Below are 7278 nucleotides of genomic sequence, written 5' to 3'. Positions count from 1 at the left end.
AAGGTAAAAATGTAAATGATGGATTTTCTATTAAAAGAGCACGTGTTTTAGTCTATTCTCAGCTTAACGACCGATTTATGATTTTAACTCATTTTGGTGCAAATGGTATTTATGACAACAATCTTTCTCCGATGGGAAAAAGCACAGATGTTACATTTTTTTTGCATGAAATGTTTTTACAATATAAAGTAACAGATAATTTAGCAATTGGTGCTGGTGTACATAATTTTGGAGGAATTTCTCGAGGAAATGGTCAGGGCTCTATAAATATGTTAACGTTAGATAATAATCGTGCAGATTGGTCTACACTTGGATTATCTGATCAATTTACAAATCATTTAGGAATATTTGCAAAGGGTAGAATAGGAAAACTAAATTATCGTTTGGCAATAAGTGATGCTATTACAAATACGCTAGACGGAAATGCAACAACAGAATTACAAAACGGACAAGAAAAATATTTAGGAAAAGCAATTCTTGGTGAAGGAAAATATGCGATTTCGGGTTATTTTGATTATCAATTCTTAGATCAAGAATCTAATGTTCTTCCATATCGTGTAGGAACATATTTAGGTGCAAAAAAAGTGTTTAATATTGGTGCTGGTTTCTTTAATCAAAGTAATGCAATTGTAAGAAAAGATAATACGGATGATTTAATTGGAGAAGATGTGACACATTTCGCAGTTGATGCTTTTTATGATACACCAATTGGCGAAAATTCATCTATTACAGCTTATGCTAAATATCAAAAATCTGATATGGGCGAGAAATATTTACAAGGAAATGTAGTAGGGGATGGCGATCAGTTTTCTGGTCATGTTGGTTATTTATTGCCTAAAAATATGAAAGAAGGCGAGTCTAAATTCAGAAATCGTATTCAGCCTTATATTGGTTATTCTCATCGTGATTTTAAAGGATTGGTAGAACCAGCAAAAGAGTTAAAAGTGGGAGGGAACTGGTATATTGATGGTCAAAATGCTAAAATTTCTATTGAATATCAACATGCTTTTGATCAACCTAAAAAATCGGATGATATGTTTACAATACAAGCAATGATCTTATTATAAATTAAATAAAAAATCCAATCAGAAGTAAACTGATTGGATTTTTTGTTTAAAATATCTAAAATTGTTTTGATTCTGTACGTTTTCCGTGATAAAATAGTATTTTCCAATGCTCATTTTTAGCTTGTTCTTCCCATTGTAAACGATCTTCCATTGCTTTATGTCCATCAACATCATTTTTGAAAGCGGCATGATATTTCAAGTAATTTAGTTGAGGTAAATTATCTGCACCGTAAAAAACAATTTCGTTGTTTTCTTTTAACCAAAAAACTTGCTGAAAAGGGACGTGTCCTCCAGTAACTTTAAAATGAATATGATCCGAAATATCACCTTCATTTTCATTCATCCAAACGATGTTTTTAAAGTTTTTCAACTTCTTTAATCGTTCATAATTGTATGAATTATTGTTTTGTGTTATTGCATAGTCATATTCTTTTTGCTGAATATAAATTTTGGCATTTGGAAAATTACATACAAATTCATCTCCAATCCAAGAACCAATTCCATTGACATGATCTTTGTGTAAATGCGAAATCAAAACTTTTGTGATAGCTGAAGAATTGAGCCCATTTTCTTTTAATTTTCTAATCAAAATAGATTCACAATCTTCTTCAGTTCCATATCCTGCATCTATCAAAATATTTTCATTACCTATTTGCACTAAAAATGGCCGAACAGTCAAATAATAACCTTCTTTTGGTTTGATATTGGTCAAATTAGGATCTATATAATGAAAATCTTTCTTTGTACTTACTTCATAAACTCCTTCTAGCAAGGGAATAATTCTCATTTCGAAAAATTTTAGTAAAGGTAATTGTTTATCCTTTTTTTGAATGAAAAAGATTCATAATCATTGTCATTTTATTGATAAAAAGAGTGTGTTTTTGCTGTATTCGTTTTATTAACAATATTGTTAAATTATTGAATTTACTTTATTTATTTTTATTTATTATTACGTAGTTTGTATAAAAATTAAATATTTAATATAAAATTCGTTATTTAGTTGTTGGATATAATAATATTTTTTGTACATTTAAAATAGTATTAGAAAGTATAAGATTTTTTTATATTATGTTAAAATTATTTGTGTTGTTAATGGTAATAATTGGAATTCCATTATTTTTATATGGATTAACTTTCTATAAAAAGAATATTAATCATGATTAATAAGATTACGATTATTACTAAAATAAAAAAGCCTTCATTTAAAAAATGAAGGCTTTTTTTATATTGATTATTTGATAACCACTTTTCTGTTGATTTCCATTTCTGGACCTACAACTTTTATAATGTAAACTCCAGGAGTTTTGAAATCTACAGTTACTTCTTTTTGATGTGTAGAATTTTGAACTTCGTTAACTAATTGTCCATTTAAATTGAAAACTGAAATCTTGTGAATTGATTTTTGATTATTCTCTAATTTAACGACAACAGAACGAGTTGTTTTATTGTAAACTTTAACATCATCACGTTTTTGATAAACAAAATCATCAGTAGCTAAAGTAACATTCCAAACTTTTTGCGCATATTCTGGATGATCGACAAAAGGATTTCTATTTCCTTGATATTTGTAAACCAAATCATTGATGTCCGTTTCTCTTTGAGAAACAGGATCTTGTAAATGCCATGTCATTAATATTTTAAGAAAAGTATCTGTAAATACTTTATCTTTTGTTCCGTTGAACATTGCATAGCTCCATCCTTGGATTCCATTTTCTTGATAACGTGTTGCAAAATAAAAATATGCACGTGCAATATCTCCTTTAAATTCATCAATTGGCTCGAAAACTGTTCCTGAATAACCTGCAGAGTAACCTGAATTGACATTTGGTCCTAATTTTGAACCATTTTTTGATGTCGTTGTAGGATTATTCACAACACCATGAGGAAAACTACTTCTTACTCCATTCACTTTACCGTCTGTTGGCCAAATATGAAGAGGGTCAGATACCATTGGAGAGGCTTGATTAAAAACACTTTGTGGGATAAGATGTTCGCGGTTGTAACAATCTCCTTCTACACTGTAATTACCACATTCTTTTTGACCAGGTATATAATTATAAGGATCTTTTCCGTTCGTATTTTCTGAATAGATGTCAAAAATAGTATTATCTTTTTCATTATACTTATCTTGAAATCCATTGTTACTATCGGTTTGTCTATACAAACCTTTTAATGCATCATAAGATTTTGTACTATGACCTTTGATAATATTATACAATTGGGTTTTCAATTCAAATTTTTCTCCAGTTGCAGTGTTGTAATAATTAGCAGGAGCTTGTGCATAAAGGCTTGTACCTGCTAAAAATAAACTAATTTGTAAAAATATTTTTTTCATATAATTATTAATTTAATTTAAAAAAATAGAAAATCAAGTTACAAAAAAATATAACTTAATTCTCTATTTAATTATTTATTTTAATGATATTTAATTATTTAACAATTACTTTTTTATTTGTAGAATAAGTAGCTCCATTAATTTTTATAATGTAAATACCTTTCTCAAAATTTTGTAGCTCAATTGTTTTTAATTTTCTTGTATTATCGTATGAACGAACAAGTTGTCCAAATGAGTTAAATATCTGGATACTTGCAACAGTATCATCAGTAGAAGCAATTAAAATGCTATTATTTTTTGTGTAAGTTTTAATTGTATTTTTAACTTCGATGTAGTTATCATCAGTTCCTAACTTCTCCCATTTGTTCTCTGCAACAGGTCCGCCCCAAATAACAGTTGCCAAATATGGATTGTCAATAAATGGATTTCTATTTCCTTGTGCGAATTTATTTGCCGAATTTCCTAAATATTCATTTCGTTGAATTTCGATTTGAGAAACAGGATCTTCTGAATTCCATTTCAAAAATAAATCAATCATACCATCCGATGTTTGACTAGTGCTACCAACTCCGACACCTGCAGGTAAACAACGTGTTTGGTATCTAAGATACATGTACATCATCATTCGTGCAACATCACCTTTCCATTCGTCACCAGGGTACCATCCGCCAGAAACATTTTTAGAAGTTCCAGAACCATTTGCAAATTTTGAACTTCCTCTTGTAGAGTTTCTTTTAACATTAGAAGCTCTTAAATGATGTGCATCTGCACCAGGACCAGCTTCTCCTAAATTAGGTGTTCCTAAAGATTTTGCATAGGTGTGCTCTCTGTTCCATTGTGTTGTTCCACCACCATTATTGTTTACAGAGTTGTAATAAGCATCATCACTTGTTGTAGAGTTTTTATTGTATCCATAAATTTGGATAACACGTGTAGAGTTCGTAGGATCTAAATCAGTTACTTTTAATGCATCCCAAACTTCTCCATAACTAAGTTGTTTTTTGTGTGTAGTTGTGATAAGCGTTGTTAATTCTTTTTTTAGCTCTTGACCTTTCAAATTTAGATCAATACTGTTGTAATAAGGTTGTTGCGCAAGCCCAGTAAAACATGCAGCAAAAAATAAAATTGTAGAAATTTGTTTCATAATGTAATTTTAAAAGGCTACAAATTTATATATAAAAAGAAGAGTAAAAATTAATTAATTGTAAAATTTCAATTAATTAAACATAATTCATAATATATGATATTTTTTTGATTAAAATTCATTTTAAAACATGATAAAACTCATTTATGATATTATTTGTACGATTCGTAGATAATTAGAGAATCTTGTATTTGTTTGTTCAAGAGTTTGTGTAAACCTGGTTGATTTAATGAAACACCCGCAATTTTAGCCAGTCTTTTCTGAAATTTGCTTGATTCTAAAATAAATTTTGAACGATACGAATCTTTGTCTATTACCTTTTTTATTTGTAAATCTTTAAAATCTTTTCTTAATTTACGTGCATATAATTCTGACAAATCAAATTGTAACTGCATTTCTTGTAAAATACCTTCGTGTTTCATAGAAACCCATGAATTTGATTCATCAAAACGATTAAAAACTTTTAATTGTGGAATTTCTCCATCTGTTTCTGCGATTTGCCAACCAAGTTTAGAATCTAAATAACCTTGAGGTGTTTTGATTTGATTTGGTTTTTTCTTGAAATTAGTATAATCTAGTTTTATATCTTTTCTCCACTCAATCAACGATTGTGCATTAGAGAAGCTAAAAACCATTAAAAAAGTAATTAAGCAAAAATTTTTTACCATAATAATTTATACTAGTGTTTCCAATAAATCAAGACGCATACCATGAGATCCTTTTATCAAAATATTTTGGGAATTTATGGCATTATTTTTTAAAAATTCTTCAAAAGATTGACGATTGTCAAATTTTACAACATTTGTATTTGTTGCGTTTGTTTCTTTAAAATGAAGACCTAAGATATAAATTTGATTAAAATTTAGGCTTTCAGCTAATTCTAAAATACGTTGATGCTCGGTTTTACTTTCTTCACCAAGTTCAAACATATCTCCTATAACAATAGTTTTTGAGCCTTCAAATTTTGCGAAATTATTTAGAGAAGCCTCCATACTACTTGGATTTGCGTTATAAGCATCCATTACAATTTTATAGTTTTCTTTTTCTATAATTTGTGAACGATTGTTTGATGGATAATAATTTTCGATCCCTTGTTTGATTAAATCAGAATCAATACCGAAATATGAACCAATTGCAATTGCACACGAAATATTACTGAAATTATAATTTCCTGTTAAATGAGATTGTATGTCTAAATTTTGATATTTAACGGCTAAATATTCTTGTTTATTTTCAAGTAATTCAATTTGATAATCTGCATTATTTTGATCCGAAAAAGTAATTTGTTTTATATCTATTGTTTTTTCGACTTGAATAGGATCATTTGCATTAATAAAAGCTATTTTATTTGCAGATTTTAGATAATCATATAATTCAGATTTACCTTTAATAACACCTTCAAATCCTCCAAAACCTTCTAAATGAGCTTTACCGAAATTGGTAATATAACCAAAATCTGGTTGAGAAATAGAAGCCAATAGTTCGATTTCTTTTTGATGATTCGCGCCCATTTCTATGACTGCAATTTCTGTGTTTTCTGGAATAGAAAGTATAGTTAACGGAACACCAATATGGTTGTTTAGATTTCCGAATGTATAATGTGTTCTGAATTTTTCTTTTAGAACAGCAGAAATTAATTCTTTTGTAGTTGTTTTACCATTAGATCCTGTTAAACCTATAAATGGTATTTTGAGATAATTGCGATATGTTTTGGCTAAATCTTGTAAAGTTTTTAAGGCATCATCAACCAAAAATATATTATTTGTTTGATTTTCAAATTCTGCTTCATCAACAATTGCTATACGCGCACCTTGATTTATTGCTTCTTGGGCAAATGTATTTCCATTGAAATTTGCACCTTTTAGAGCAAAAAAGATACAATCTTTTGAGATATTACGAGTATCTGTCGTAACTGTTTTCGATTTTAAAAATTGTTCGAATAGTTCTGCTGTTGTCATGAATCTGAAAAATAGATAAATTTATTTGTATGCAAATATAAAGTATTATACATCGAAATTTTAAATTTACAATAGTATTTTGAGTATGAATGTTCTAAAAAATAAAACCTTAAAATTTATTGAAAAATCAGTATGATATTAATCTTTGTATACAAGTCTGTTATATTAAAATCACTACATTGTCGACTTTATATCAGTGCTAGGAAAAAATGAAAATAAAAGAGATAGAGATAAATAAATTAGAGACAGAGCGGTTGATTCTTATTCCATTTACACAAGATATTTGCGAAAATATTTTATATAATGATTATGAATTGCTTTATGAGCAAGGTTATAAACGTGGAAAAAGTTGGCCAGACCTTGATGTAATGGATACAATACCCAAAATTATAGGAAAATTATCTATTAATGATTATGTGACAGGTTTTGAATCGTGGTTAATCATTAAGAAAGATACACGAGAAATAATAGGAGATGTAGGTTTTAAAGGTTACAATTTTGAATTTCAGAATGTTGATATTGGTTACGGAATTATTACAGAAGAAAGAGGTAAAGGTTTTGCGCAAGAAGCTTCGAGAGAATTAATTCGTTGGGCTTTTTCTCAAGAAATTGTAAGAGAAATAACAGCAAAATGTTTTTCGGATAATGTAGAGTCTATTAATCTTTTGAAAAAACTTGGGTTTTCTCCAATTTATGAAAACGAAGATGTGATTGATTGGTCTTTGAAAATGAGCTAATAATTCAAAATAAAATAAATAATAATAAAAAATAGCG

Annotated in this window: 7 protein-coding genes; 2 read left to right on the top strand and 5 right to left on the bottom strand. The window is 28.5% G+C overall.

The features are described from left to right. A partial coding sequence (locus RSC72_RS10595; protein WP_332578493.1) for a hypothetical protein occupies window positions 1–1067 on the top strand: 1067 nt, incomplete at its 5' end. A gap of 55 nt (window positions 1068–1122) precedes the next feature. Here RSC72_RS10595 and RSC72_RS10590 read toward each other — a convergent pair. The 5 genes from RSC72_RS10590 to RSC72_RS10570 all read right to left on the bottom strand — a co-directional run bounded on the left by RSC72_RS10590 (window position 1123) and on the right by RSC72_RS10570 (window position 6504). Next, window positions 1123–1854, bottom strand: coding sequence for an MBL fold metallo-hydrolase (locus RSC72_RS10590; protein ID WP_332545775.1), 732 nt, complete (start codon window positions 1852–1854; stop codon window positions 1123–1125). 444 nt (window positions 1855–2298) lie between these two features. Continuing rightward, a complete protein-coding gene (locus RSC72_RS10585; RefSeq protein ID WP_332566443.1) occupies window positions 2299–3402 on the bottom strand; it encodes an endonuclease in 1104 nt (367 codons plus the stop codon). A 94-nt stretch (window positions 3403–3496) separates the two neighbouring features. After that, entirely contained in the window at window positions 3497–4546 is a 1050-nt protein-coding gene (locus RSC72_RS10580) for an endonuclease (RefSeq protein ID WP_332547056.1), read from the bottom strand. Between the two features lie 152 nt (window positions 4547–4698). Continuing rightward, a complete protein-coding gene (locus RSC72_RS10575) occupies window positions 4699–5181 on the bottom strand; it encodes a hypothetical protein (RefSeq protein ID WP_332547057.1) in 483 nt (160 codons plus the stop codon). 39 nt (window positions 5182–5220) lie between these two features. Next, window positions 5221–6504, bottom strand: a complete 1284-nt coding sequence (locus RSC72_RS10570) for a UDP-N-acetylmuramoyl-tripeptide--D-alanyl-D-alanine ligase (RefSeq protein WP_332578492.1) — start codon at window positions 6502–6504, stop codon at window positions 5221–5223. Window positions 6505–6713: 209 nt separating this feature from the next. On the opposite strand from RSC72_RS10570, the gene RSC72_RS10565 reads away from it, so the two are divergent. Beyond that, window positions 6714–7241, top strand: coding sequence for a GNAT family N-acetyltransferase (locus RSC72_RS10565; protein ID WP_332546973.1), 528 nt, complete (start codon window positions 6714–6716; stop codon window positions 7239–7241). The last annotated feature ends 37 nt before the right edge of the window (window positions 7242–7278 follow it).

Source organism: Algoriella sp. (assembly GCF_036647415.1).
Classification (GTDB): Bacteria; Bacteroidota; Bacteroidia; order Flavobacteriales; family Weeksellaceae; genus Empedobacter.
Note: the sequence above shows the minus strand (reverse complement) of the source record. Positions and strands in the feature narration are given on the sequence as shown.